The organism is Herbaspirillum sp. NPDC087042 (assembly GCF_044745245.1).
In the GTDB taxonomy this organism is placed as follows: Bacteria; Pseudomonadota; Gammaproteobacteria; order Burkholderiales; family Burkholderiaceae_D; genus Herbaspirillum.
The window spans coordinates 1-25,785 of sequence record NZ_JBIUZW010000020.1 but is presented as its reverse complement, the minus strand read 5'-3'; the positions used below and the strand labels follow the sequence as shown (position 1 = coordinate 25,785).

The 25,785-nt window shown below is 63.0% G+C and carries 22 protein-coding genes; 11 read left to right on the top strand and 11 right to left on the bottom strand.

Annotated elements, in window-relative coordinates:
* Positions 1 to 40 precede the first annotated feature (40 nt).
* The gene (locus ACIPHN_RS22665; protein WP_400440679.1) at positions 41 to 955 is read left to right on the top strand and encodes a YicC/YloC family endoribonuclease; all 915 of its coding nucleotides are present in this window, start codon (positions 41 to 43) and stop codon (positions 953 to 955) included.
* Positions 956 to 1,070: 115 nt separating this feature from the next.
* Here the strand turns inward: ACIPHN_RS22665 and ACIPHN_RS22660 are convergent, their stop codons facing one another.
* Complete coding sequence (locus ACIPHN_RS22660) at positions 1,071 to 1,667, bottom strand: PEP-CTERM sorting domain-containing protein (protein WP_400440501.1); 597 nt, start codon at positions 1,665 to 1,667, stop codon at positions 1,071 to 1,073.
* A gap of 345 nt (positions 1,668 to 2,012) precedes the next feature.
* On the opposite strand from ACIPHN_RS22660, the gene gmk reads away from it, so the two are divergent.
* The 3 genes from gmk (at position 2,013) to ACIPHN_RS22645 (ending at position 5,231) form a co-directional block, all read left to right on the top strand.
* A complete protein-coding gene (gmk, locus tag ACIPHN_RS22655) occupies positions 2,013 to 2,651 on the top strand; it encodes a guanylate kinase (RefSeq protein ID WP_400440498.1) in 639 nt (212 codons plus the stop codon).
* 70 nt (positions 2,652 to 2,721) lie between these two features.
* Positions 2,722 to 2,925, top strand: coding sequence for a DNA-directed RNA polymerase subunit omega (gene rpoZ, locus ACIPHN_RS22650; protein WP_198984408.1), 204 nt, complete (start codon positions 2,722 to 2,724; stop codon positions 2,923 to 2,925).
* A gap of 35 nt (positions 2,926 to 2,960) precedes the next feature.
* Entirely contained in the window at positions 2,961 to 5,231 is a 2,271-nt protein-coding gene (locus ACIPHN_RS22645; RefSeq protein ID WP_400440495.1) for a RelA/SpoT family protein, read from the top strand.
* Between the two features lie 90 nt (positions 5,232 to 5,321).
* On the opposite strand, the gene ACIPHN_RS22640 is transcribed toward ACIPHN_RS22645, so the two are convergent.
* Entirely contained in the window at positions 5,322 to 6,341 is a 1,020-nt protein-coding gene (locus tag ACIPHN_RS22640; RefSeq protein WP_400440492.1) for a LysR family transcriptional regulator, read from the bottom strand.
* A 174-nt stretch (positions 6,342 to 6,515) separates the two neighbouring features.
* Between ACIPHN_RS22640 and ACIPHN_RS22635 the strand changes: the two genes are divergently transcribed.
* Positions 6,516 to 7,124, top strand: coding sequence for an FMN-dependent NADH-azoreductase (locus ACIPHN_RS22635; protein WP_400440489.1), 609 nt, complete (start codon positions 6,516 to 6,518; stop codon positions 7,122 to 7,124).
* A 97-nt stretch (positions 7,125 to 7,221) separates the two neighbouring features.
* Here the strand turns inward: ACIPHN_RS22635 and ACIPHN_RS22630 are convergent, their stop codons facing one another.
* Positions 7,222 to 8,562, bottom strand: a complete 1,341-nt coding sequence (locus ACIPHN_RS22630) for a DUF3422 family protein (RefSeq protein ID WP_400440487.1) — start codon at positions 8,560 to 8,562, stop codon at positions 7,222 to 7,224.
* Between the two features lie 103 nt (positions 8,563 to 8,665).
* A complete protein-coding gene (greB, locus tag ACIPHN_RS22625; RefSeq protein ID WP_400440484.1) occupies positions 8,666 to 9,223 on the bottom strand; it encodes a transcription elongation factor GreB in 558 nt (185 codons plus the stop codon).
* A gap of 240 nt (positions 9,224 to 9,463) precedes the next feature.
* Between greB and ACIPHN_RS22620 the strand changes: the two genes are divergently transcribed.
* Complete coding sequence (locus ACIPHN_RS22620; RefSeq protein WP_400440481.1) at positions 9,464 to 10,351, top strand: methylglyoxal synthase; 888 nt, start codon at positions 9,464 to 9,466, stop codon at positions 10,349 to 10,351.
* An 8-nt stretch (positions 10,352 to 10,359) separates the two neighbouring features.
* Positions 10,360 to 10,974: a hypothetical protein gene (locus ACIPHN_RS22615; RefSeq protein ID WP_400440478.1), complete on the top strand. Its 615-nt coding sequence runs from the start codon at positions 10,360 to 10,362 to the stop codon at positions 10,972 to 10,974.
* 73 nt (positions 10,975 to 11,047) lie between these two features.
* Here ACIPHN_RS22615 and ACIPHN_RS22610 read toward each other — a convergent pair whose 3' ends face one another.
* The 4 genes from ACIPHN_RS22610 to ACIPHN_RS22595 all read right to left on the bottom strand — a co-directional run bounded on the left by ACIPHN_RS22610 (position 11,048) and on the right by ACIPHN_RS22595 (position 15,811).
* Positions 11,048 to 12,394 carry an EAL and HDOD domain-containing protein gene (locus ACIPHN_RS22610; RefSeq protein ID WP_400440475.1) on the bottom strand — a complete coding sequence of 449 codons (1,347 nt, stop codon included), beginning with the start codon at positions 12,392 to 12,394 and terminating at the stop codon, positions 11,048 to 11,050.
* A gap of 150 nt (positions 12,395 to 12,544) precedes the next feature.
* Positions 12,545 to 13,432 carry a 23S rRNA (adenine(2030)-N(6))-methyltransferase RlmJ gene (locus ACIPHN_RS22605; RefSeq protein ID WP_400440473.1) on the bottom strand — a complete coding sequence of 296 codons (888 nt, stop codon included), beginning with the start codon at positions 13,430 to 13,432 and terminating at the stop codon, positions 12,545 to 12,547.
* Between the two features lie 244 nt (positions 13,433 to 13,676).
* The gene (locus ACIPHN_RS22600; RefSeq protein ID WP_400440470.1) at positions 13,677 to 15,413 is read right to left on the bottom strand and encodes a ClcB-like voltage-gated chloride channel protein; all 1,737 of its coding nucleotides are present in this window, start codon (positions 15,411 to 15,413) and stop codon (positions 13,677 to 13,679) included.
* Between the two features lie 44 nt (positions 15,414 to 15,457).
* Positions 15,458 to 15,811, bottom strand: coding sequence for a winged helix-turn-helix domain-containing protein (locus ACIPHN_RS22595; protein WP_400440467.1), 354 nt, complete (start codon positions 15,809 to 15,811; stop codon positions 15,458 to 15,460).
* Positions 15,812 to 15,946: 135 nt separating this feature from the next.
* Between ACIPHN_RS22595 and modA the strand changes: the two genes are divergently transcribed.
* The 3 genes from modA to ACIPHN_RS22580 are packed head-to-tail and all read left to right on the top strand — an operon-like array spanning position 15,947 to position 18,117.
* Positions 15,947 to 16,717, top strand: coding sequence for a molybdate ABC transporter substrate-binding protein (gene modA, locus ACIPHN_RS22590; protein WP_400440464.1), 771 nt, complete (start codon positions 15,947 to 15,949; stop codon positions 16,715 to 16,717).
* Between the two features lie 19 nt (positions 16,718 to 16,736).
* Positions 16,737 to 17,411, top strand: coding sequence for a molybdate ABC transporter permease subunit (modB, locus tag ACIPHN_RS22585; RefSeq protein ID WP_400440462.1), 675 nt, complete (start codon positions 16,737 to 16,739; stop codon positions 17,409 to 17,411).
* A 37-nt stretch (positions 17,412 to 17,448) separates the two neighbouring features.
* Positions 17,449 to 18,117, top strand: coding sequence for a sulfate/molybdate ABC transporter ATP-binding protein (locus tag ACIPHN_RS22580; RefSeq protein WP_400440460.1), 669 nt, complete (start codon positions 17,449 to 17,451; stop codon positions 18,115 to 18,117).
* Between the two features lie 124 nt (positions 18,118 to 18,241).
* Here the strand turns inward: ACIPHN_RS22580 and aceA are convergent, their stop codons facing one another.
* Positions 18,242 to 19,546: an isocitrate lyase gene (gene aceA, locus ACIPHN_RS22575; RefSeq protein ID WP_400440457.1), complete on the bottom strand. Its 1,305-nt coding sequence runs from the start codon at positions 19,544 to 19,546 to the stop codon at positions 18,242 to 18,244.
* Between the two features lie 481 nt (positions 19,547 to 20,027).
* Here aceA and ACIPHN_RS22570 point away from each other — a divergent pair, with 481 nt between their 5' ends.
* On the top strand, positions 20,028 to 22,253 hold the full coding sequence (locus ACIPHN_RS22570; RefSeq protein WP_400440455.1) for an FUSC family membrane protein: 2,226 nt from the start codon (positions 20,028 to 20,030) through the stop codon (positions 22,251 to 22,253).
* A gap of 57 nt (positions 22,254 to 22,310) precedes the next feature.
* Here the strand turns inward: ACIPHN_RS22570 and ACIPHN_RS22565 are convergent, their stop codons facing one another.
* Both ACIPHN_RS22565 and ACIPHN_RS22560 read right to left on the bottom strand, forming a co-directional pair.
* Entirely contained in the window at positions 22,311 to 23,996 is a 1,686-nt protein-coding gene (locus tag ACIPHN_RS22565) for a diguanylate cyclase domain-containing protein (protein WP_400440676.1), read from the bottom strand.
* A 463-nt stretch (positions 23,997 to 24,459) separates the two neighbouring features.
* The coding region (locus ACIPHN_RS22560) for an AAA family ATPase (RefSeq protein WP_400440452.1) at positions 24,460 to 25,785 on the bottom strand (1,326 nt) is incomplete at its 5' end.

Below are 25,785 nucleotides of genomic sequence, written 5' to 3'. Positions count from 1 at the left end.
GCGCCATGACCACAGCATGCGCCAGCATACGGAGCCCCAATTGACCATCTACAGCATGACCGGCTACGCCGTCACCACCCGTGAAACCAGCGCCGGCACGGTCACCCTGGAAATGAAGAGCGTCAACTCGCGCTTCCTCGACCTGCAATTCCGCATCAACGACGACCTGCGCGCGGTCGAGCCATCCCTGCGCGAAGCCATCATGGGCCGCCTGGTGCGCGGCAAGGTGGAATGCCGCCTGTCCTTCGGCCGCAAGGTCGCCAGCGGCAACAGCCAGGCCATCAACGGTAACGTCGTGACCCAGCTGGCCACCCTGCAGGACCAGTTGCGCGCCCAGTTCCCCGATGCGGCACCCCTGTCGATCAATGAACTGCTGCGCTGGCCGGGCGTGATGGAAGAAGCCGAGATCAGCCAGGAAACCCTGCAGACCGACATCATCGCCACCATGGTGCAGACCCTGGATGCCTTCGTCGACACCCGCGCCCGCGAAGGCGCGGCGCTGCAGGCAGTGATCCTGGCCCGGGTCGATGCGATGGAAACCATCGTCGCCCGCATCACGCCACTGGTGCCGCAGCTGGTGGCCCAGTTCCAGCAGAAAGCCACCGAACGCATGACCGAAGCACTGGGCCTGGCCCTGCAGACCGAAGGCGCCAGCGTCCCGGTGGCCACGCGCGAAGAGTCGCTCGAACGCATCCGCCAGGAAGTGACGCTCTACGGCATCCGCATCGATATCGCCGAGGAACTGGCGCGCCTGTCGGCCCACCTGGGCGAGACCCGCCACATCCTCAAGAAGGGTGGCCAGGTCGGCAAGCGCCTGGACTTCATGATGCAGGAGCTCAACCGCGAGGCCAATACCGTCGGCTCCAAGGCCGCCGTCAAGGAACTGGCCGATGCCTCCATGGAACTGAAGCTCCTGATCGACCAGATGCGTGAGCAAGTGCAGAACCTGGAGTAAGCCATCCGCGCGGACGGAGATGAGCATACTGCTCTACCATTCAAGCCTCTGATACGCGGTGAAAAAAAAGAGGCCGGACTAGCCGGCCTCTTTATTCAGATAGCAGAAACGAAACTTACTGCTTCTTGCTCTTGCGACGGCTCACACCCAGGCCAACCAGACCCAGGCCCAGCAATGCCAGGCTGGCGGGTTCAGGAACATTGACGGCGTTCTGGAACCTGACCTGGTCAAAGCCACCGACTTGACCATTGTCACCCGAGGTTTCCAGGATGTTGATGGACGCGATGCCGCCTGCGGACTGCCAACCAGCGAACACCGACTGTCCCCGCACGCTGACCGACTCGGAACCGACCAGATTGGATGCTGCGTCATAGAACGACACCAGATAGGTCGCCGGGCCGACGTAGACGTTCAAGCCCACCAGCGAATAGGCAGCATTGAGTGCAATGGTGATGTTGCTGATGCCGGCGTTATCAGTAAAACCCAAACCATACTGGACCAGGTTACGCCAGCCCGGGCCACCGCTACCGGTGCTAGCCTCGCTGAAGGTCAGTCCCTGATAGGTGAAAGCACCAGCGGCTGGTGTGCCGGCGCCGGACATGTTGACCGTGGTCGCTGCAGTCAGGTCGGAGGCGTTGATGGCGGTAGCGTGAGCAGAGGCGGCAACAGCACCAAACAGGGCGAGACCGGCGATAATGGAAATTTTTTTCAAGGCGAACTTTCTTCAGTTGATTGTTTGCCAAGATAAAGCACATTGTATGCCAGGATCATTTATCCAATAATTTCAATAACTTACAAACCACACGCGAAATATATGTAAAGAACATGTAAAGAATGCCGACACCCGTCGTGAGCACCCTGGCCGCGCCAACCCCGTTACCCCCGGAAAAATCTGGCATCCCGGCAGTTTTAATGCTATTACTCCGCATCCTGATGCCCCGCCCACCCTGCGGAAATCACTCCAGTCACCACCAGGCCAAGTCCGTGCGCCGCCACGGCAGCGAACGACGGCGACTTGCCAGCACCAACACTTCGAAACAAAAGTAGCGAGAAATTCATGCCAGCCAAAACCCCCACCTCCGGCAGCCTCTTCATGGTCGTCGCCCCCTCCGGCGCCGGCAAATCGACCCTGGTCAACGCCCTGCTCAAGCAGGAACCGGCCATCAAGCTGTCCATTTCCTACACCACCCGCGCGCCGCGTCCGGGCGAGGAACATGGTCGTGAATACTATTTCACCAGCGTGGATGACTTCCTCAAGCGCCAGGCCGAGGGTGAATTCCTGGAATGGGCCGAGGTCCATGGCAACTACTACGGCACCTCGCGCCTGATGATCGCCGACCAGATCGCCAATGGCACCGATGTGCTGCTGGAGATCGACTGGCAAGGCGCGCAGCAGGTGAAGAAGCAGTTCACCAATGCGATCGGCATCTTCATCCTGCCGCCCTCGATCGCCGCCCTGGAAGAGCGCCTCAAGAAGCGCGGCCAGGATGAGCCGCACGTCATCACGCGCCGCATCCTGGCTGCCGGCGGCGAAATCGCGCACTCGCCGGAGTTCGAATATGTTATTATCAACCAAGAATTTGCCGTCGCTTTATCGGAGCTGACAGCGATCGTCCAGGCAGCCCGCTGCCGCTTCCCGCAACAAGCCGCCCGCAACGCCTACCTGTTCACGCAACTGGGTATTCACGCGAGCTGAGCCAAGCGGAGCCCCCGCCGGGCACCGGACCTTTCAATCCATCCAGCAAGACCGTCATTCAGGAGTTCACATGGCCCGCATCACTATCGAAGATTGCCTCAAGCAGATCCCCAACCGTTTCCAGTTGACCCTGTCGGCGACCTATCGTGCCCGCCAGCTGCTGCAAGGCCACACCCCCAAGGTTGACGCCAAGGACAAGCCGACCGTGACCGCCCTGCGCGAGATCGCCGCCGGCAAGGTCGGCATTGAAATGCTGAAGAAAGTCCCGGCCTGATCCTGGTCCGTCCATGAAGCTGATAACGGTCAAGTATGAGCCTCACCACTACCGACACCACCTTATCAGCCACACCTAGCCCCAAACGCGCAGCCGGTTCCACACCGGGTCGCAGCGCCGCTCCCAACGACGTCGCCCCTGCCACTGCCCACAGTGGCGTGGCGACGTTCGCGCATCTGATCCCCAAGCTCGAAGAGTACCTGACCCCAGCCGAACTGAAGAAGGTCAAGGAAGCCTATCGCTTCGCCGATGAGATGCACCTGGGCCAGATGCGCAAGTCCGGCGAGCCGTATATCTCCCACCCGCTGGCGGTGGCCGAGATCTGCGCCGAATGGAAGCTGGATGCCCAGGCCATGATGGCGGCCTTCCTGCACGATGTGATGGAAGACCAGGGCGTCAAGAAGGAAGAGCTGATCGAGCGTTTCGGCGCCTCCGTGGCCTCCCTGGTGGATGGCTTGTCCAAACTGGACAAGATCGAATTCCAGAGCCAGGTCGAGGCGCAGGCCGAGAATTTCCGCAAGATGCTGCTGGCCATGGCACGCGATGTCCGGGTGATCCTGGTCAAGCTGGCCGATCGCCTGCACAACATGCGTACCCTGGGCTCGATGCCGCCCGAGAAGAAGCGCCGCATCGCCCGCGAGACCATGGAAGTGTACGTGCCCATCGCGCACCGCCTGGGCCTCAACAATATCTACCGCGAGCTGCAGGAGCTGTCCTTTGCGCACCTGTACCCGCTGCGCCACCGTACCCTGTTCAAGGCCGTCAAGGCCGCCCGCGGCAACCGCCGCGAAGTGGTCACCAAGATCATGGAGTCGGTCACCAGCACCCTGATCGCCGCCGGCATCCCGGCCCAGGTCGACGGCCGCGAAAAGACCCTCTACGGCATCTACCGCAAGATGCGCAACAAGCACCTGAGTTTTTCCCAGGTGCTGGACGTCTATGGCTTCCGCGTGGTGGTCGACAGTTTTGCCAATTGCTATGTGGCACTGGGCACCCTGCACTCGCTGTTCAAGCCCATGCCGGGCAAGTTCAAGGACTACATCGCCATTCCCAAACTGAATGGCTACCAGTCGCTGCACACCACCCTGATCGGCCCCTATGGCACGCCGGTGGAATTCCAGATCCGTACCAGCGACATGCATCGCGTGGCCGAATCGGGCGTGGCTGCCCACTGGCTCTACAAGGATGACGAAGGCAGCCTGACCGACCTGCAGCAACGCACCCATGCCTGGCTGCAATCGCTGCTGGATATCCAGAAGCAGACCGGCGATTCGGCCGAGTTCCTGGAGCATGTCAAGGTCGACCTGTTCCCCGATTCGGTCTACGTGTTCACGCCCAAGTCCAAGATCATCGCCCTGCCGCGCGGCGCCACGGCGCTGGATTTTGCCTACAGCATCCACACCGACATCGGCGACCAGACCACCTCGGCCATCATCAACCACGAGCCCGCGCCGCTGCGCTCGGAGTTGCACAACGGCGACATCGTCGAGATCATCACCTCGCCAACCTCGCGCCCCAGCCCCAACTGGCTGGGCTATGTGCGCACCGGCAAGGCACGCTCGGCGATCCGCCATCGCCTGCGCACGGCCAACCGGATCGAATCGCAAGCAGTGGGACGGCGCCTGCTGGGCAATGCCCTGCACACCCTGGGTATCGAGCCGGAACTGCCCTCGCACATCGTCGAGCGCCTGCTCAACGAGTCCAGCGCCAAGACCATGGAAGACCTGTATGCGGAGATCGGCATCGGCACCCGCATGGCCCCGCTGGTGGCGCGTCACATCATGACCATGATGGATACCGGGCTGAGCGTGCCGCAGCTCGATCCCGAAGGCCACATGCTGCCCAACAAGCCCGATCCGGTGGTCATCACCGGCAGCGAAGGAGCGTCGGCCCAGCTGTCGCCATGCTGTATGCCGATCCCGGGCGACCGCCTGACCGGCTACCTCAAGCCCGACCAGACCCTGATCGTGCATACCCAGGAATGCGAGACCGCCAAGCGCCTGCACGAGAAGGAGCCAGACCGCTGGATCGAGCTGGCCTGGGGCCACGACCTGAACCGTCGCTTCGATTGCCGCATCACCATCCTGATCCACAACGAGCGCGGCACCCTGGCGCGCATCGCGGCCGAGATCGGCGAGTCCGATGCCAATATCGTCTCGGTGAGCATGGATGACGAAGGCGGCAATGCCTCGATGAAGTATCTGCGCTTCACCATCCAGGTCGAGGATCGCGTGCACCTGGCGCGCACCATGCGTGGCATCCGCAAGATCGACAGCGTCGCCCGCATCCTGCGCGAACGGGGTTGATCGGCGTATCTGCCAGTCGTCAATAACAAACGCCCGCATCATGCGGGCGTTTGTTTTCCGGGGCGATGCGCAGCGCAGTCACCGATGGCCTCAGGCCGACACTTTCTCGCGCTGCCGGCCTCTTTCTCCAACACCCTGCTTGCGCTCGGCCAGTGCCTTGGTTTCCTTGGCCGCCAGTTCGCGCGCCAGATGCTCCTGGCATACCTGCGCCCCCTTGTCGGCGATGCCGCGCTCCAGCTTGTCGGCGAAGAATTCGATCAGCGCCGAGACCGCGCTGGGCAACTGGCGACGATGGACATAGACCGCATACAGGCCCATGGCGTCGCGCTGGTAGTCCGGCAGGATGTGGACCAGGGTACCGTTACGCAAGTCTTCCGAGGCCAGCATGGTCGGCAGCAGCGCCACCCCTAGACCCGCGCGCGCCGCCCGCAACTGTCCCTGGGCCGTGTTGACGCACAGGCGCGGATTGACGCGCACGCTTTCCGGCCCTTCCGGCCCCTCCAGCTTCCAGGTGGTATGCTGCGGCGCTTGTGAAGCGGCCAGGCAGGCATGGCCGATCAGGTCCGACAGGGTCCGTGGCGTGCCATGCCGCTCCAGGTAGCGCGGACTGGCCACCAGGCCGCGATGACTCTCCACCAGCTTCCTGGCCACCAGGCTGGAATCGGGCAGCACGCCACCACGGAAGGCCAGGTCGATGCCCTCGGCGATGAGATCGGCGCGACCATCGCTGAGCACGAACTCCAGCTGTACCTTGGGGTAGAGCGACATGAACTCGTGCATCCACTCGATGGAGAAGTTATCGAAGAAGTCCACCGGCGCCGTCACCCGCAGGCTGCCGGAAGGCTCGCCCCGGCTTTCGGTCAGACTGGCGCTGGCGTGCTCGATGTCCTCCAGGCCCGGCGCGCAGCGCTCGAAGAACTCGCGCCCGGCGGCAGTCATGTTGAGCTGGCGCGTGGAACGCTGCAGCAGGCGCACCCCCATGCCGGCTTCCAGCGCCTGCAGGCGGCGGCTGATGGTATTGGGTGGCATGGACAGCTTGCGGCCGGCGGCAGCAAAACTGCCGGCGCGCACCACATGGACGAAGAGCCAGATATCATTCAGGTCAAGCATGGTCATTACCCTTCATTTCCTGTCATTTCTTTTCACGATCATCATTACCAACAAAAATGGATCAGTGAAATACGATTCTCGCATCTATTGGAAGAAATGAAAACTGGGTATTGTTCTTTCCACCGCAATCGTCCCCTCGCGACGATGCCCACCGAACAACCAAAAGGACAGACCATGAGCACCTTGTTGCATATCGATTCCAGCGCCCGCAGCGGCGGTTCCATCTCGCGCCAGCTGACCGCTTCCTTCGCCACCCAGTGGCAGGCCAAGAACCCCGGCGGCAAGATCGTGCACCGCGACCTGGCTGCCAACACTCTGCCCCACCTGAGCGAATCCCTGCTGGGCGCCTACTTCACCCCGGCCGACGCCCGCAATGCCGAGCAAGCCGACCTGATCAAGCAATCCGACGCCCTGGTGGATGAACTGCTGGCCGCCGACACCATCGTCATCGGCGTGCCGATGTACAACTTCGCACCGCCTTCCACCCTGAAGGCCTGGATCGACCACGTGTTCCGTGCCGGCCGCACCTTCAAGTACACCGAAACCGGCCCGGTCGGCCTGGTCAGCGGCAAGAAGGCCATCATCATCCTCTCGCGCGGCGGCAAGTATTCCGAAGGCCCGATGGAAGCGCTGGACTTCCAGGGCAAGTACCTCAAGAGCGCGCTGGGCTTCATCGGCATCACCGATGTCGAACTGGTCATCGCCGAGGGCGTATCCATGGGCGAAGAGGCTGCCAAGCAAGCCCTGGCCAACGCCGAAGCCAAGATCAACGCGACCGTCTGATCTCCGCACTGCCATTCAGTGGCCTGCCCCGATCACGGGCAGGCAGCTGCAACGGGGCGCGCCGCCATCCGCGGTGCGCCCCGTTTGTCTTTGCGCTTCAATGGTGGCCCAGCCCCTTGTGCATGCGCCGCAAGCCCAGCCACACGCAGGCCGCCACTACCGGCACCACCAGGCCCGTAGCCAGATCCGGATTGATCGGTAGCCCGGCCGCCTTGGCGGCCTTGCCGGCGTAGCCGATCAGCCCGATCACGTAGTACGAGATGGCCGCCACCGACAGCCCCTCCACCGCCTGTTGCAGCTTCAGTTGCTGGGCGGCGCGGGCATTCATCGATTCCAGGATCTGGCGGTTCTGCTGCTCCTGCACGATGCCCACCCGGGTGCGCAGCAGGTCGTTGGTATGGGCGATCCGCTCGGCCAGCGCCTCCTGGCGACGGGCGATGGCCTGGCAGGTATTCATGGCCGGCGCCAGCCGACGCTCCATGAACTCGCCGATAGTGGGCACGCCTTCGATGCGCTGCTCGCGCAACTCTTCGATACGTGCCTGCACCAGACGGAAATAGGCTTGCGAGGCTGAAAACCGATAGCTGTTCTCCAGCGACAGCTTTTCGATGCGCGCCGCCAGCCCGGTGATCTTGCGCAGGATGCGCTCGTCCTCGGCCTGCTCTTCGGGGGTGCCGCCGGGGGATTGCTCGGACTGCACCATGGCCGCCGTCAGCGCCGCCAGGTCACCCTCGATCTCGTTGAGCAAGGGGCCGGACTGCTGGGCATGCGGCAAGCCCAGCAGGGCCATCATGCGATAGGTCTCGATCTCCAGGATGCGCTGCGCCAGGCGCCCGCCCTGCAGTTCGCGCAGGCCGATATCACGCACCACGAAGCGCGAGAAACCATCCGACTGGATCTGGAAATCGGTCCAGATCTCGCCACCCTGCAGCACCTTGCTGGAACTCATCAGCTTGCCCTCGAAGATGCGCTGCAACTGGCGTGCGGTGCCCGCCGGATCGTCGTCCCCCGGCTCCACCACCACGTGCGCAGCCACCATCAGCTTGCCCTGCAACGACAGCAGCCATTGCTGCGGGATATGCGACAGCGGTGCGCGGGCGAAGGCGTCGGCGGTCGACAGTGACTCCTCGTGGGCCTGGGCGAAGGTATAGGTGGCGAACTCGGTATGGCACTCCCACTTCAGGCGAAAGCGCCCGAAGTCATGGTAGAAGTGCTTGGCCTCGGCGCCCGGCGCGACCACGCCGAAATGGGCGCACAGGTCGTCCAGCAAGGCATGCTGGGTGCTGGCGTGGCGACTGCCGTTGCCGTCTTCGCGGACATAGACGGCCAGGTGCGTGAGCGTCTCCGAGCGGGTCAGTTGCAGGAAGGGGCGCGAATGCACCTCGGCCGCCAGGACGACGCGCTGCGGATGATTCAGGCTGGCAAAAACGATGGACATGGCGTTTTCTCGTGGATGGTTTGGATTCGGCAGGCCGGTGGCCATGATGCGCATACCACATGCGAAATGCATGCCGGCTGCGCATTCTTGTCTGTGGACTCGCTTATTGCGGGGCGGGATAGCTCACATCGAGGATGGTCAGCTGCTCCAGTCCGGACGGCGTCTGCAGGACCACCTCGTCGCCCTCGCGCGACTTGGTCAGCGCGCGCGCCACCGGCGAGATCCAGCTGATGCGCCCCTTGAGCGGATCGAGCTCGTCGATGCCGACGATGGTGACCGTATGCGACTCGCCGCGCTGGTTTTCATAGGTCACCGTGGCACCGAAGAAGACCTGGTCGCTGCCATGATGCACGGACGGGTCGACCACCTCGGCGTTGTCGAGGCGCTTGGTGAGGAAGCGGATGCGGCGATCGATCTCGCGCAGGCGTTTCTTGCCGTAGAGGTAGTCGCCATTCTCGGAGCGGTCGCCATTGGAGGCCGCCCAGGACACCACGCGCACCACTTCCGGGCGCTCCTCGTCGATCAGGTGCAGCAGTTCATCCTTGATGCGCTGATGCCCCTGCGGGGTCATGTAGTTCTTGCTGCCTGCGGGAATGGCTGGCAAGGCGATGTCGTCATCGTCGTCACCGCCATCGGATTCTTTTACGAAAGCCTTGTTCATGCTGGAGTGGGTCCGGGTTGCTTGCCGCCGGGCGGCGTATTCGGGTCGGCCCTTATTGTAGCCGCATGCTGGCAGCCGCGACGGTACAGTTGCGGGGATTAATCGCACCCTCACTGTACCGGGCTCGGTAGCGGGCTCGACTCACATCCAACACGGGACAACACTCGCCCTTTGCCGCGCACTCGGCGATAATCGCCATTCCGGCCCCTTCGCGGCTTTTTTCACTGATCCTGCGACCCCATGTCCTCCATCGCCCCCCGCTATCGCATCGGCCTCATCGCCAACCGTGCCCACCAGGATGCCGCCGATTCGGCGCTGGTCCAGTTGCTGACCGGCTCGCGCCATCGCATCGAAAGCCTGCAACCCGAGCTGATCGTGGTCGGCCGCACCCTCGACGCCATCGGCCAGATGAACCTGCTGCCCGGCTATCCGCATCTGGTGCGCTTCCCCTATGGTCGGCATGGCGGCCTGATGAAGCTGGTCTCGCGCACCGTGGATGAGGATCCGGAGCGCACCCTGGACGCCGTGATCTACCTGATCGACCCGGTCGATCCCTCCTCCACCTTCCCTGAGGCGGTGGCCTTGAAACGCCAGTGCGTGATCCACGGCAAGCCCTTCCTCTCCACCCTGGCCGGCGCCCAGGAATGGTTCGAGCTGGAAGCCATCGCCAACGGCGCCACGCCCGACGCCTTCCTCGATGACCGCTTCAAGCTCGACCAGGAAGGCATCGCCCTGATTGCCCACGACGCCATGAAGTCGCGCATGCTGGAACTGGCCGAGAAGCATTTCGACGTGCTCGACAAGTTCGCCTTCCGCTGCGCCACCGGCACCACCGGCGGCCTGCTCAACCAGCTGGCCATGAAGATCAAGGGCGAGGCCGGCCGCCACTGGGTCAAGCCCTTCCTCTCCGGCCCACTGGGTGGCGACGCCCAGATCGCCGAGCTGATCCTGGAGCAGCAGTGCCGTCGCGTGCTGTTCCTGGAAGACCCGCATGTGGCGCGCCAGCACGAAGCCGACATCCAGTTGCTGGAACGCGCCGCCCGCACCGTGACCGGCTATGCCTCCTGCATGAGCGATATCAAGTGGGGCGACCGCTGGCTCTCGCTGATCAAGGCGCGCCAGGTGTGAAGGCCTAGATGACTTCATCTTCACCACCGCCACGGCGCTCCGCCCGCTGGCGGCGACGACTGCTGGCACCGCTGATCTATACCGCCGCCCTGCTGCTGATGCTGGAAGAATGGCTCTGGGATGTCACCCAGGCGGTGCTGGCGCATATCCCGTCGTGGCCCTTGCTGGTGCGACTGCAGCGCTGGGTCGAGCAGCTCTCGCCCTATGCGGCACTGGCCATCTTCCTGGCGCCGACCGTATTGCTGCTGCCGGTCAAGGTGCTGGCGCTGTTCTCGATCACGCACGGTCACCCGACCCTGGGCCTGGTCATCGTGCTGGTCGCCAAGGTGCTGGGCACGGCCCTGGTGGCGCGCATCTATGCCCTCACCCGTCGCAGCCTGCTGTCGCTGGACTGGTTCCGGCGCTATCACGACAAGCTGCTGGACTGGAAGGATCGCGTCACCGCGCAACTGCATGCCAGCGCCGGCTGGCGGCAGGTGCAACGGCTGTTGCAGTCCATGCGGTCGCTGCTGGCGCGCTTCCGCACACGCTTTGCGGCGCAAGCGCCGTCGCCCTGGACGCGCATGATGCGACTGTTCAGGCGCCTGGCCGCCCGCATGCGCAAACAGGCGCCACCAAAATGAAAAGGCTGCCGTTGAATACGGCAGCCTTTGCAGGAGTCAGGATGCAGGCCGGTCCCGGCAGGACCGCCACGGCTCAATCGTCGTCATCCTCATCGACGTAGCCACCCGGCGGCGCCGACATCAGCATGGGCGACGGCTGGCCGACATGGTTGCTGGAGATGCTGTTGCCCCATTCGAAGGCATGTTTTTCGGCATCGAAGAAATCATCGGCCGACAACTGCAGCTCATCCAGCAGTGCCTGGATCTGTGCCTGGTCCTGCTCGCGCTGCTCGGTACATTCGACCAGCTTCAGGGCCAGCCCATAGAACCCGGTACGACGCAGCAGCGCCTCGCGGATCTCGGTACTCACGGTGATCTGGCGCAGCACGCTGTCCATGCTCATGCCGAAGAGCGCATCGACCAGGGACATGATGCCCACCGTGAAGGCCATCTCCGACATCTTGCGCCGTCCCGGCCGCAGCTTGGCGGCGATCAGCTCCAGCATCTTGCCGCGCGTGGCCGCCAGGATCATCAGCGGCGACATGCCGTCGGCCCCACCCTTTTCGGTATTGGCAAACAGCAGGATCTGCAACCAGCGCTTCAATTGCCGACGCCCCAGGACGATCAGGGCCTGGCCCAGCGAATCGATGAATTTCTGGAAGCCGTAGACGGGTGTGTTGACCAGGCGCAGCAGGGTCAGGCTCAGGGCCACGTCGCGCTTGATGAAGCGGACGATCTCGCCATTGTCGACATTGCGCACCAACAGCGTCAGCAGGTGCATGATGGCCATCTTCGAGGCCTCCAGCTTCTTGCCCTGGAGGATCATCGGCTTGGCGAAGTAGTAGCCCTGGAAATAGTCGAAACCGAAGGTGACGCAATCATTGAATTGCTGCAGGGTCTCGACCTTCTCGGCCAGCAGCTCCTTCTGTGCGCGCTTGAAATGCACGGACAGCTTGAGCAGCTTGCTGGGATCAACTTCCAGCACGTCGATCTTGATGATCTTGACCAGGGGCAGCAGCTCTTCGATCTCTTCCGACTCGGCCACCACATCGTCCAGCGCAAACACATAGCCGGACTTGACCAGCTCGCGCACGCGCGCCACCAGCTCGGGCGTGACCTTGACCGTCTCCAGGATCTCCAGCACCACCTTGTCGGCCGGCAGGAAATAGATGAAGTCGCTCATCAGCACAGCGGCATCGACATTGATGAAGCCCTGCAGATTGCCGATCACGTTGGACAGGCCCAGCTCGGAAGCATGGGCGATGACGGCCGCCGTGGCCGTCACGTCATCCTTCACATTGGCCGGCCCGAAGGCAGCACTGCGGAACAGCAGTTCGTAACCGATCAGTTCTTGCTCGCGGCTCAGGATGGGCTGGCGGGCCAGGAAGAAATCCAGGGCATGGTGCGTCGGGGGGATGAGGTCGGATGACTGATCAGACATGGTTGTTCTATTGATGACCCCAAGCGTTGCATTGAATATTGACGGATAGCAATGCCCCTATTGTATGCCGATTTGGCATGGAGTCGGGCAGATCCGATCGCGTCGAATTCAGAAATTCACGAATAATCACAACGCAAGTATAACCTGTCATTACATTTCCCCGGACTCCAGCACGAATTCGGCGCTGTCGTCCACGCCCAGCACCTCGACCAGGTAAGGCATCAATTCGCGCAGCATGGGCTCCAGCGTCCAGGGCGGATTGAGGATGAACATGCCGCTATTGTGCAGTCCGAAACCATCGGGCGCCGGGCCGTGGATAGCCAGGGTGACGTTGAGCCAGCTCTTGGCGCCCAGGCGCTTGAGACGCTCAGGCAGCTGGCGCGATTCGTTGCGATGCAAGACCGGGTACCAAACGGCATACATGCCGGTCGGGAATCGCGTGAGTGCGTCGGCCAGCACCTGGGCCACGTGGGCATAGTCGCGCTTGTCTTCATAGGGAGGGTCGATGAGCACCAGGGCACGACGCGATGGCGGCGGCAGCAGGGCCTTCAGTCCCTGGAAACCGTCACCACGAGTAATCATGACGCGCTTGCCACGCGCCGACGGACGCTGGCCCTGGGCAGCGGCGTGCGCCTCCAGCTTGCGGAAATTGTCTGCCAGCACCTTCACTTCGCTGGGATGCAACTCGAACAGGCGCAGCCTGTCCTGCTCGCGCATGACCTTCTCGGCGCAGTAGGGCGAACCGGGGTAGTAGCGCATCTTGCCGCTGGGGTTGAGCGACTTGACCAGGTCAACATATTCCTGCACCGCCGGCGGCAGGTCCTTGCGGTCCCACAGCTTGGCGATGCCGGTATCGTATTCGGCGTTCTTGCTGGCGTAATCCCCGTCGAGCGCATAGACGCCAGCGCCGGCGTGGGTGTCGATGACCATGTAGGCAGTGTCTTTCTGCCCGAGATAGTGCATCAACTGGATGATCACCATATGCTTCAGGACATCGGCGTGGTTGCCGGCGTGAAAAGCGTGGCGATAACTCAGCATGGGAAGTTCACTTCTTGGATGGGGTTGGACGTGGGATGACTGGATGAACCGACAAGATGCGGCATACCGGTATCCGATGAGATGAAAACGTTCGGCATTCTAACAAGGATAAATGAGCAGTTGTCCGACTAGTCCGGCTTTGTTACAAAGAATTGATCCATCTTCCCGGCAGCCATGCCCACTGCGCGAGAAGGCCGTCGCCGCAATGATATGCGAGCTGGGCACCCTCCTCCAGCCTGCTTACTCAACCGCCAGCACGATCCAGGCGGAAATAGGCATCCAGCAATGATGTCTTGAAGACCACGCCGAGCAGGCGCGGATCCTCCGCATGGGCGATCACAGGCAAGCGCTCGCCCTGGTGATCGAGGAACAATTGCAGGGCTTCGCCCAGCGACATGTCCGGCGTGACCTCATGCAGGAAATGCGGACGCAGGAAATCGCGAGCCACACGCCCGGCCGGCTCCTTCTTGTCGAGCAGCCAGGACGTGATGTCCTGCAGCGCGACCACGCCCAGGTAGCGCTGCTGGCCGTCGATGATGTAGACATACTTGACCGGGTACTTGAGGAACAGCGCACTGACCTCTTCCAGGCTGGCGTTTTCCGGCAAGACCGTCTCGGCCGGCCGGATCAGCTCGCTCATGTGGGTGCCGCGCAGGCGCAGGCGTTCTTCGTTGTCGCGATGGCGCTTGCGGGTGATCTCGTACATGGAACTGCCATTGACGCCCCGCGCCACCACATAGGCCACCACGCAGGACAGCATCAGCGGCAACACCACCTGGTAGCTCAATGTCATCTCGAAGATCATCAGGATGGCCATCAGTGGCGCATAGGACGCCGCCGCCAGGAAAGCCCCCATGCCCACCATGGCATAGGCGAAGGGCTGCGACATATGGATGGGCAGCACGGCCTGCGCCGCATCGCCAAACAGGTAGCCGATGGCAGCCCCGACGAACAGCACGGGCGTGAAGATCCCGCCCACGGCGCCGGAGCCGACCGTGATCGAGGTCGCCAGCACCTTGATGACCAGCACCGTCAGCACAGCCTGCCAGACCCAGGTGGTATGCAGCAGCGAATTGACCAGACTGTAGCCGTTACCCCAGACCTCGGGCACCTGCACCGAGATCAGGCCAACCAGCACGCCCCCCACGCCCAGGCGCACCGGCAGCGGCAGCCGGAGCTTGCCGAAGGCCAGCTTGCCCAGTTCCAGCACGCGCAGGAACTGCGGCGCCAGGACCCCGGCCAGCACACCCAGCACCAGGAACAGCAGGACTTCCCAGCCGGCGATCTCGGGAAAATAAGGCATCTCGTAGGAGGCCCGATACCCCGGCAGCTCGCGCATGGTGATATTGGCCACCACCGAGGCCACCACGATGGGGCCGAAGCTTTCCATGACCAGCGAGCCGAGCACGATCTCGGTGATGAAGAAGGCCCCCGCGATCGGCGCGTTGTAGGCCGAGGTGATCCCCGCTGCCGCACCGCACGCCACCAGCAGGCGCAGGCGCGACGCAGGAAAGTGCGAGAACTTGCCCACCAGCGATGCACACAGGGCCGACAGCTGCACCATCGGTCCTTCCCGTCCTATCGAGCCACCCGAGGCGATGGTGGCCAGCGACGAGATGCTGCGCAAGAGCGTGTTGCGTACCGGAATGGCGCCATCGCCGATGGCCACCGCCTCCATGTAGTCACCGCCATTGCCGGCCGGCGTGCGTTTGGCCCACACCAGGAACAGGCCGGCCACCACGCCACCGCAGGTCGGCAACAGCACGCGCACGTACCAGGGCAGTCCCTTGGCGATATCGACGAAGCTGCCATCGTGGCCGGTCAGCCAGATCTGCAGCACCGCAATGCATTCACGGAAGGCGATCGTGGCCAGCGCGCCGACGAAGCCGGCCAGCGCCCCCCACAGGAGCATGGAATGATGTTCCGACACGCGGCAGGCATTGAGTACCCGCAGGCGGTATTTGATCCAGAGTTCATGCATGATCGACGTCGGGTCCTCTTGCTCTCTTGTCTTGCTCTCTTGTTCTACTCGGCGCTGGCCATCAGCGAGCGCAGGTGACCCAGGTCGGCAGCGATGCTGGCGGCGGCCTTCTTCTGCATGCGCCGGTAGCGCGCCAGCACTTCCTGCCCCAGCTCGGTCACGACCGCTCCGCCACCGCGCGCACCGCCCGTGGCGGTCGCCACCAGCGGACTGGCGAAGCAACGGTTCATTTCCTCGACCAGCAGCCAGGCGCGGCGATAGGACATCTGCATCTCGCGCGCAGCACCCGAGATCGAGCCGGTCTGCACGATGGCTTGCAAGAGATCGGCCTTCCCCGGGCCGAAGGCGATGGTCTCGCCCTGCATCACGCGCACGCGTAGGGTCTTGGAATCGTTCATGCGCGTGATTGTACAAGGGCCGCCCGGCAGCGGCCAGACTCGTGCACGCGGTTGACGCTGCTTGGTTGACGCTCGTTATATCCTTGCGTATATTTCGACGGTTCACTTCCCCCCCCTCGCTCGCAAGGATCATCGATGTTGAAGAAATCCCGCCTGAAAGCTGCCCTCGGTGCCGCCTTCGCCGCCACGCTGGTGTTTTCCGCCGGTACCGCCCAGGCCACCGACCTGGTGGTCTCGGCCGCCGCCAGCCTGACCAATGCCTTCAAGGAGCTGGCGCAGTCCTTCGAGCAGCAGCATCCAGGCGTGAAAGTGATCACCAACTTCGGCGCCTCCGACATCCTGATGCAACAGATCGTGCGCGGTGCGCCAGCCGACGTGTTCGCCTCGGCCGACCAGACCGCCATGGACAAGGCCGTCAGCGAAAAGGCCGTGACCGCAGCCTCGCGCAAGAACTTCGCGGCCAACCAGATCGTGCTGATCGTGCCGCATGACGCCAAGCTGCAACCGGCCAGCCTCAACGAGCTGACCCGCCCCGACTACAAGCGCATCGCCCTGGGCAACCCGGCCTCGGTGCCCTTCGGCCGCTACACCAAGACCGCGCTGGAACAGGCTGGCCTATGGAGCCAGGTCCAGGCCAAGGGCGTGATGGCCGAGAACGTACGCACCAGCCTGGACTACGTGGCGCGTGGTGAAGTCGATGCCGGCTTCGTCTTCGCCACCGATGCCGCCGTCATGCCAGAGAAGGTCAAGGTCGCCGTACGCATCCCCTCCGATACGCCGGCCACCTACCCCATCGCCATCACCACGGGCACGCAGCAAAAGGAGCTGGCCGACCAGTTCCTGGCCTACGTACTCTCCCCGACCGGCCAGGGCGTACTGGCGCGCTACGGCTTCCTGAAGCCCTGAACCGGCGCACTGCCTGACCATGCACCCGGTCTGGACGCCCCTGCTGCTGTCACTGAAGGTCGCCGGCCTGGCGACCCTCCTGAACCTGATACTGGGTGTGGCGGCAGCCTACGGCCTGTCACGCTGGCGCTCGCCGCTGCGTGACTTCATCGACTCCGTGCTGACCCTGCCGCTGGTGTTGCCCCCCACCGTGATGGGTTACTACCTGCTGGTCTTGTTCGGTCGTCGCGGTACCTTCGGCGCCTGGCTGGAGAGCATGGGCATCCAGCTGGTCTTCACCTGGCAAGGCGCGGTGATGGCCTCGACCGTGGTGGCCTTCCCGCTGGTACTCAAGGCCGCGCGGGCGGCATTTGAAAGTGTCGATCATCAACTGGAAAACGCCGCCCGGGTGCTGGGCGTGTCCGAAGCAGGCGTGTTCTTTCGCGTGAGCCTGCCGCTGGCCACCCGCGGCATCATGGCCGGCGTGCTGCTGGCTTTTGCCCGCGCACTGGGCGAATTCGGCGCCACCCTGATGGTGGCCGGCAACCTGCCCGGGCGCACGCAAACCCTGTCGGTGGCGATCTATGAAGCCGTGCAGGCCGGCGACGATGGCGCAGCCACATTGCTGGTGGTGATCACCTCGATCACCTGCGTGGTACTGCTGATGCTGGCCGGTCGGCTGGTACCGGATCGCAGCCGGCTCCAGATCCGTTAGACTGCACAGAATCTTGCCTTCCCTATCCGTACCGCCCGTGAGCGTCGAACTCCAGATCCAGAAGCAGCTGCGCGCCGGTGATCGCGTCTTCGATCTCGACATCGCCTTCGCCTCCGACAGCCAGCGCATCGTGCTCTACGGCCCTTCCGGCTCGGGCAAGAGCCTCACGCTCAAAGCCATCGCCGGGCTGATGACGCCCGACGCCGGCCACATCCGCCTCAATGGCCGCACCCTCTTCGATGCCGACCAAGGCATCGACCTGCGCGTGCAGGAGCGCAATGTCGCCTACCTGTTCCAGGACTACGCGCTCTTCCCGCACCTGACGGTGGCCCAGAACATCGCCTTCGGCCTGGCACGCGGCTGCTTCAACATGCGCCGCCCGGCCGACCATCCGGCCGTCGCCAGATGGCTGCAAGCCTTCGAACTGCAAGCCATCGCCCACAGCCATCCGGCCCAGATCTCGGGCGGGCAGCGACAACGCGTGGCACTGGCGCGGGCACTGGTAGCCGAACCCGACATCCTGCTGCTCGATGAACCCTTCTCGGCACTGGATCTGTCGCTGCGCGAACGCATGCGCGACGAACTGGCCCAGCTGCAAACCCGCCTGCAAGTGCCGATGCTGCTCATCACCCACGATCCGGCCGATGTCGACGCCCTGGGCCAGACCGTCTTCGAACTGCGCGACGGCCGCATCCAGACGCGCTAAGCCGACCGGTCAAAAAAAAACCGTACCCTTTTGAGGTACGGTCGCAAGTCGGGGGATCACCCCCACCGGCCCGCGCAAGGATGCGGGCCGGCGTCACATCACACACACATCCGGTACGACGATATCAAGCAGCCTTCTTGGCCTTGTCGTCGAAGAACTGTTCGTCTTCGGTCGAGCCATGCAGCGCGGTGGTCGACGACTGACCTTGCTGGATGGCCTGGGTCACGGCGTCGAAGTAGCCGGTACCGACTTCGCGCTGGTGCTTCACGGCGGTGAAGCCCTTGGTGGCGGCCGCGAATTCGGCTTCCTGCAGTTCCACGAAGGCCGACATCTGGTTGCGGGCATAGCCGTGGGCCAGGTTGAACATCGAGTAGTTCAGCGCGTGGAAGCCAGCCAGCGTGATGAACTGGAACTTGTAGCCCATCGCGCCCAGCTCGCGCTGGAACTTGGCAATGGTGGCGTCATCCAGGTTCTTCTTCCAGTTGAACGACGGCGAGCAGTTGTAGGCCAGCAGCTTGCCCGGGAACTTGGCGTGGATGGCTTCGGCGAAGGTCTTGGCAAAGGCCAGGTCGGGCTTGCCGGTTTCGCACCAGACCATGTCGGCATATTCCGCATAGGCCAGGCCACGCGAGATCGCCTGGTCGATGCCCGGGTGGGTCTTGAAGAAGCCTTCGACAGTGCGCTCACCGGACAGGAAGGGCTTGTCGTTGGCGTCCACATCGGAGGTCAAGAGGTCAGCTGCTTCGGCATCGGTACGGGCGATCACCAGGGTCTTGGTACCCATCACGTCGGCCGCCAGGCGTGCCGCGTTGAGCTTTTCACAGGCTTCACGGGTCGGCACCAGCACCTTGCCGCCCATGTGACCGCACTTCTTCACGGACGCCAGCTGGTCTTCGAAGTGCACGCCGGCGGCGCCCGCTTCGATCATGGACTTCATCAGTTCGAAGGCGTTCAGGACGCCACCGAAACCGGCTTCGGCATCGGCCACGATGGGCGCGAAGAAGTCGATATCGTCACGGCCTTCGGACCACTGGATCTGGTCGGCGCGGGCGAAGGTGTTGTTGATGCGCTTGACCACCATCGGCACCGAATTGGCCGGGTACAGCGACTGGTCGGGATACATTTCACCGGCCATGTTGGCATCGCCGGCGACTTGCCAGCCGGACAGGTAGATCGCCTTCAGGCCGGCCTTGACTTGCTGCATGGCCTGGTTGCCGGTCAGCGCGCCCAGGGCGTTGACGAAGGGTTCGTTGTGCACGAGGTTCCACAGCTTGTCGGCGCCGCGCTTGGCCAGGGTGTGCTCGATCTGCAGCGAACCACGCAGGCGGACCACGTCGGCGGCGCTGTAGTTGCGCTTGATGCCCTTCCAGCGCGGATTCTCTGCCCAGTCACGTTCGAGGGCCTGGATTTGCTGTTCACGTGTGCTCATGTCGATCTCCTTTGTGGTCAATGGTGAAGTGTTGAAACCCGCGTTCAATGTCGAATTCCATGACTTCATAGTAGGCCTCGATGCGCAGAGCAACAATGTCTTATATAAGATAAAAGTAAATTTTTTATACCAATAAAATCAGTAACTTACGACTCTATTTTTGCGATGCGAAACAAAAATCCAGAGAATGAAAAACAATTTTGATGCAGCGCACTCGCACTTTTCACGATACGAAACGCAGATTGCGCATCGTAAAAAATCGTCAGGTGAAAAGACTTCACGCTGAATTTTTCAGCGAGTTCCTGCGGGTCCTGCCCCTTTCCCTTGCCACGCCGGGTCGGCCACCGGCGCCGATCGTGGCTTTTTCGTTCAGCTTGTTTGTTTTGAAGCCGGCACCGGCGCGCGGTTGTTTAATCCTCGAATAAGGGACAGAATAAGCGCCAACCTAATCCAACCGGCGATTCAACGCCGCACCGTCTTCATGCATTACGCCCTGGACATCCGCACTTTCCTATTCAGTCATTATTTCTATACAGGGGTGCGGATCGCGATCGGGGTAGTTGGCCTGACCATGCTGGTCTTCAACGTGGCCGACATGCCCACCACCATGACGGTGTTCCTGGGTGCGCTGTGCACCAGCCTGATGGACCTGCCCAGCCCGCTGCGCCACAAGTTCAACGAGATGCTGGCCGGCGTGCTGCTCTGTACGGTGGTGATGCTGGTCATCAGCCTGTGCGCGCCGGTTCCCTGGCTGGTCAATGCGATGATGGTGGTGGTGAGCTTCTTTGCCAGCATGATGGTGGTCTACGGCAAGAAGACCATGCCGCTGCAATTCGCGGCGCTCATGGTGATGACCCTGTCGATGGAAAACCAGGTCCCCATTGCCGACGCCTTCCTGCACGCCGGCCTGTTCCTGGGTGGCGGCCTGGGTTACCTGGCCTATTCGATGGCGGTGTCGTGGTTCCTGCGTCGCCGCATCAAGCAGCAGGTGCTGGCCGAGGCGCTCTTCGAGCTGGCCCGCTACCTGCGCATCAAGGCCGACTTCTATGATGTGCGGCACGACCTGGCCGGCCAGTTCAACCAGCTGGTGCGCCAGCAGATCGTGGTGGCCGACAAGCAGCAAGCCTCGCGTGACCTGATCCTGCGCGACCTGCATACCAAGCAGGATGGCCTGCTGGTACAGGTCCACCTGTCGATGCTGGAACTCTATGAGCAGGTGCTCTCTACCCACGCCGACTATGCCATGCTGCGCAAGGACTTCGGCGACAGCGACGTGATGATCTTCCTGCGCGACCTGGCCTACAAGGCCGCCCTGGACATCGAATCGATCGCCTATGCGGTCACCCGCAAGAAGGCCTCCGAAGCCACCGTCAACTACAAGGCCGAGCTGCGTGCCGTACAGTTCGAGATGCAGGAACTGGCCCTGCCCGGCCCGCGCCAGGCCTCCCCGGAAGCGTTGACGCTCTTGCGCGTGACCTACAACAAGATCCGCGACATCATCGAGTTCATCGGCCAGGTGCACCAGGCCACCCGCAATCCGGTCGATCCGCTACCGATCCTGCCGGGCTCGGACATGACCCCCTTCCTGACCCAGCAGAAGTTCAAGTTCAACATGCTGCTGGTGAACCTGCGCTGGCAGTCGCCGATCTTCCGCTTCGCCATCCGGGTGGCGCTGGCGGTGACCACCGGTCTCTGGATTTCCAACCATCTCCCCTACATGGCGCACGGCTACTGGATCGTGCTGACCATCGTCATCATCCTCAAGCCCAATTTCAGCGCTACCAAGCAGCGCATGGCCGATCGTCTCATCGGCACCATCATCGGCTGCGTGGTGACGATGCTGATCCTGCATTTCGTCCATAACCCGGCCGGCCAGCTGGCCGTCTTGTTCGCCGCCAGCGTGGCCGCGCCCGCCTTCACCTATGTGAAGTACCGCTATACTGCCATCGCCGCCTCGATCCAGATCCTCATGCTGCTGAACCTGCTGGTGCCGGCCGGCCACCAGGGCGTCATCGGCGAGCGCCTGATCGACACCATCATCGGCGTGCTCATCGCTACCGTCTTCAGCTATGTGCTGCCGGCCTGGGAATACCGCGACCTGCCCAAGCTGCTGCGCAACGTGCTCAAGGCCAGCCAGCGCTATCTCACGGCCAGCCGCGACATGCTGGAGGGCAAGGTCAAGGATGATTTCTTCTATCGGGTCTGCCGCAAGGGCTTCATGGACAGCCTGGCGGCACTGATTTCGGCACTGGTGCGCATGATGGACGAGCCGGCCACCAAGCAACGTGCCGTGCGCGAGCTGAACCGCTTCATCGTGCAGAACTACCTGGTGGCGGCCCATATCGCCGCGCTGCGGCTGATGCTGCGCCGGCACCAGGAGAACCTGCCGCAAGCGCCGGTGGCCCGCATCATCGAAGAGACCTATCTGGAAGCCAGCCAGCACCTGGCCGAGGCACAGCGCCTGCTGGCCCCCAAACCCAGGAAGCGCGGTGGTGCCGTCACCGTGTCGCCACCGGCGCCGGAAGAAAAGGCCTTGTCAGGCAAGATCGAACTGGTCGGCCCGCTACCCGAGGAACCGCTGTCGGCCGAAGCCAGCGCCTGGTCGGGCTGGGACAACCTGCGTCGCCGCACCAGCCTGCTCAACCAGGACCTGCAGGAAATCGTGGCCCAGACTGCCGCCATCGACAAGATCCTGCGCAAGGACTAGCCCTCACCGGCCGCAGCAGCAGCAGCAGCAGGGGCGGCGCGGCACGGCGCGTTGCCATCAGACCGAGAGGATGCGGTGCAAGCGCTTCTGGTCGAACATGCGCGAGTCCGCCACCCGCAAGAGGGTCTCCACATCCAGCCCGTCATCGGGATAGAGCGAGATGCCGAAGGAGGCATCGATCACGTACTGGTTGCCATCACGCCCGTCGATGGGCTTGTTGACGGCATGGCGGATCTTGTCGGCGATGCCGCGGGCCACCTCGACATCGCTCACCCCGTGCAGGTAAACCACGAACTCATCACCACCAAAGCGGGCCACCGAGTCGTCATGACGCAAGGTGTGCTGCAGGCGCTCGGCCACGGCGATGAGAACGCGATCCCCTTCGTCATGACCATATTCGTCGTTGACCGACTTGAAGCGATCCAGGTCGACGAACAGCAGGGCAAACTGCAAAGGGTTGGATTCGGAGGCATTGCTCCGGCGGAAATCGATCTGCGCAATCAGGGAGTCGCGATTGAGCACGTTGGTGAGACGATCGGTGCGCAGGTTGCGCTCCATTTCCTGGAAACTCTGCGCCAGCTGGCCGATCTCGTCGTTGCGGTCGATGTTGAGCGTCGGGAAGGGGCTGCCATTGCCGATGCTCTTGGCCGCCGCAGTCAGCTTGCGGATATCGCGCAGCACCCAGCGCAGCAGCAGGAAGCCGATCACGAAGGTCAGCAATACCGCCAGCAAGCCCAGCAACAGCGTCTGGTAGATGCCACTGGTGACCGACCCCAGGAAATCCGAGCGCGGCGCCGCGCTGATAGCCAGCCAGTCCAGCCCGGCCTCATCATGATGCAGGCGGAAGGCCACCTCGATCTTGCTGCCTTCCTGGCGCGCGCCCAGCAACACCAGCTTGCCCGGTTCCGGGCGATGCGCCGCCAGGTGGCGCCGGACTTCCTCGAAGGCCTGCCGCACCAGCGGCGATGGGTTCTGGCTGGCATTGAAGCGCTGCAGCGCCGGCGGCTGGCCGGTGAACTGGAACAGGTCTTCCTCCACCGAACTGGCGATCATGTCGCCCTTGAGCTCGGTCACGAAGGCCACGCCATGCGCGCTCAGCGGCAATTGACGCAACAACGCGTTGAGCGGCTGCAAACCGATACTGCTGTTGGCCACGCCCATGAGCTTGCCGTCGGCGTCGTAGATGGGCTTGGAGAGATTGATCCCCAGCACATGCTTGAGCCGGAAGTCGGCATAGACCGACGACCAGGTTTCATGTCCCTGCTGCACGGTCTGGAGATACCAGGGGCGCTGGCGCGGCTCGTAGTCCTGGGTGGCGATGAGCTTCATCTCGGTGCCGGGTCCGCGCAGCTGGTAGACGTAGTTCTGGCCCTCCGGCTCGCGCACGCTGTACATGAAGGCAGTCGGCCCTTCCTGCTTGACCCCGATAAAGCTGCCGTCGACGCCGCCGAAATAGACGTAGCTGGGATCGGAGGACAAGGAGTTGGCAAGCCACAGCCGCTCTTCCAGCTGCTTGCGATCGGTCGGGAACGGCAGCACCGCCGGGGCCTGCCCGGACTCCACCGGAGGAATCGGCGGTGGCGCCACCACATTGAGGCTTTCACGCGCACCCATGGTCTGGTGATCGATGGACTGGCTCACCCGCCCCATCACCTCGGTCAGCGCATTGCGCGCCAATACCTCGGTGGCGTCGTCACCGGCACGGTAGAGGAACCAGCCTATGGTCAGCACCAGGCAGGCCATCAGGAAGATAAACGGCAGGATGAACAGCCGTTGCAAGGACGATTGCTTCAGGATCGCCCCCTTCCTTCATTGCTGCCACCATTGCTGCCAGCGTTTCCAAATCTGAGCATGAAATCCTTGCTGCCCGGACGCATTGGCATCCTGGCGATCACTGCGTGGGCCGCAGCCCCCTGTCCATGATGCACCTCTGTTCTTTTCTGTTTGGCACACCTACCTGGGTGGATGTAAATATCACATTCACACTGCTTGGGGAATCATTTTTGCAATGCAATGCATGAAACATCTCCCGGAGCAGGCCGCCAGGACAGGATTCATGAACATTTGATCAACTAAATTAGTTGTATGACAATGATCCGTCCCATTGTCCAGTTACACGATAATCACGCAGAACATGAACACCGGACGAAAAAAAACGGTGGAAGCGCAATCGCGCCTCCACCGTCGATGACCACAGCTCCGTCAGTTATTGCTTGTCGAAGCTCAACTGGCCATTGCGCACGTCCACATGCACCACATCCTTGGGACCGAACTTGCCGGCCAGGATGTCCTTGGACAAGGGGTTCTCGATCTCCTGCTGGATGGCACGCTTGAGCGGACGCGCGCCATACACCGGATCGAAACCAGCCTCGGCGATCTTCTGCAAGCCCGCCTCGCTGATCTGCAAGCCGATCTCCAGCCTGGCCAGGCGCTGCTCCAGGATGCGCAGCTGGATCCTGGCGATGGCGCCGATGTTCTTGGCGTCCAGCGCGTGGAAGACCACGATCTCGTCGACCCGGTTGATGAATTCCGGACGGAAGTGCGTACGCACCTCGGCCATCACGGCCAGCTTCACCAGGGCCGGGTCGCTGTCTTCCATGCTCTGGATCTTGTGCGAACCCAGATTGGAGGTCATCACGATGACCGTGTTCTTGAAGTCCACGACCCGGCCCTGGGAGTCGGTCAGGCGACCGTCTTCCAGAATCTGGAGCAGCGAGTTGAAGATGTCCGGGTGGGCCTTCTCGACCTCGTCGAAGAGGACGACGGAGAACGGCTTGCGGCGCACCTTCTCGGTCAGCTGACCACCCTCCTCGTACCCCACGTAGCCGGGGGGCGAGCCGAAGAGGCGGGAGACCGTGTGCTTCTCGCTGAACTCCGACATGTCGAGGGAGATCAGTGCGTCCTCGTCGCCGAAGAGGAATTCGGCGAGCGTCTTGGACAGCTCGGTCTTACCGACACCGGACGGGCCCGCGAAGATGAACGAACCGCCGGGGCGCTTCGGGTCCTTCAGGCCGGCACGGGTACGCCGGATGGCCTGCGAGAGCGCCTTGATGGCGTCCTTCTGGCCGATGACGCGCTTGTGCAGCTCGTCCTCCATGCGCAGCAGACGCGAGGACTCCTCCTCGGTCAGCTTGAAGACCGGGATGCCCGTGGCCGTGGCCAGGACCTCGGCGATCAGCTCGCCGTCGACCTCGGCGACGACGTCCATGTCGCCGGCCTTCCACTCCTTCTCGCGCTTGGCCTTCGCGGCGAGCAGCTGCTTCTCCTTGTCGCGGAGAGAGGCCGCCTTCTCGAAGTCCTGGGAGTCGATCGCCGACTCCTTGTCGCGGCGCACGCCCGCGATCTTCTCGTCGAACTCGCGGAGGTCCGGCGGCGCGGTCATCCGGCGGATGCGCATCCGGGAACCGGCCTCGTCGATCAGGTCGATCGCCTTGTCCGGCAGGAAGCGGTCCGAGATGTACCGGTCCGCCAGCGTCGCGGCCTGGACCAGCGCCTCGTCCGTGATGGAGACGCGGTGGTGGGCCTCGTAGCG